This window comes from Frankia sp. CcWB3 (assembly GCF_977927595.1).
In genome coordinates this window covers 1-1,204 of record NZ_CDWRCK010000261.1, presented here as the reverse complement: position 1 = coordinate 1,204, position 1,204 = coordinate 1, and the positions used below count along the sequence as shown (strand labels likewise).

General features: G+C 71.2%; 2 protein-coding genes. Both read left to right on the top strand.

The window, feature by feature from the left end; genetic code table 11:
- A partial coding sequence (locus ACY5KJ_RS16965; RefSeq protein WP_462203825.1) for a carbohydrate ABC transporter permease occupies positions 1–788 on the top strand: 788 nt, incomplete at its 5' end.
- 7 nt (positions 789–795) lie between these two features.
- Positions 796–1,204: ATP-binding cassette domain-containing protein (locus ACY5KJ_RS16960; RefSeq protein WP_462203824.1), on the top strand; the 409-nt coding region annotated here is incomplete at its 3' end.

Here is a 1,204-nt window from a genome sequence, read left to right as displayed (position 1 = left end):
GGCACGTGGTACTCGCCATGGCGGTCGTCGCGATGCTCTTCCCGATGCTGTGGGCGCTGACCACCTCGTTCAAGCCGCCCGTGGACATCTACGGCGCCAGCCCGCTGCCCATCCCGGCCAGCCTGAGCAACTACCGCAACGCCATCGACGGGTTCCCCATCGGCCGGCTGCTGCTGAACACCTTCGTCATGGCGACGGGCGTGACCGTCCTGCACCTCGTCGCCGGGGTGCTCGCCGCCTGGTCGTTCGTCCGTTTCTCCCACGCCGGGCAGCGGCTCGTCTCCGCGCTGGTGCTCATCGCCCTCGTCGTCCCGCCGCAGGCCCTGATGATCCCGCAGTTCCTGCTGGTCGCCCGGCTGGGCTGGCGCAACACCTTCGCCGGGCTGATCGTGCCGCAGCTGGCCACCTGCTCGCTGGCGGTGCTGCTGCTGCGCGAGCACATCCGCGGCATCCCGCCGACCCTGCTCGGCGCCGCGACCCTCGACGGCGCCAGCCACGCCGAGACGCTGCGCCACATCGTCCTGCCGCTGCTGCGCCCCGCGCTCGCGGCGGTGGCCATCGTCGTGTTCATCACGACGTGGAACGAGTATCTCTGGCCCACCCTCGTCGCGCCCCACGCGGACACGACGACCATCCAGCCGGGCCTGCAGATGTTCGAGACCCAGGAGGGCCCGGAGTACGGCCCGCTGCTCGCCGGGGCCATGCTCGCCTCGATCCCGGTGATCATCGTCTACCTCTTCGCCTCCCGCCGCGTCACCGACGCTTTCCTCCAAGCTGGCCTGAGATGAGCACCGGATGACCGACACCACCGTGACCAGCCGGCCGATCCTCGGCGAGGCGCCACCGCCGGAGCTCCCCGCCCCCAGCGGGGGGGTGCACTTCCGTGGGATCATGCGCCGGTACGGCGGCACCGGGCAGCCCGCGCTCGACGTCGCCGACCTGCATCTGCCGCACCGCTCCTTCACCGTGATCGTCGGGCCGTCGGGATGCGGGAAGTCGACCGCGCTGCGGGTCATCACCGGGCTGGAAACCCCCGACGAGGGCCGGTTGACGATCAACGGGGTGGACGCCACGGCGACGCCACCGGGCGCGCGCGGGGTCTCGATGGTCTTCCAGGACTTCGCCCTCTACCCGCATCTCACCGTCGAGCAGAACATCGCCTTCAGCCTGCGGCTCGAGGCGAAGCACAACCGCGGCCGCCTCG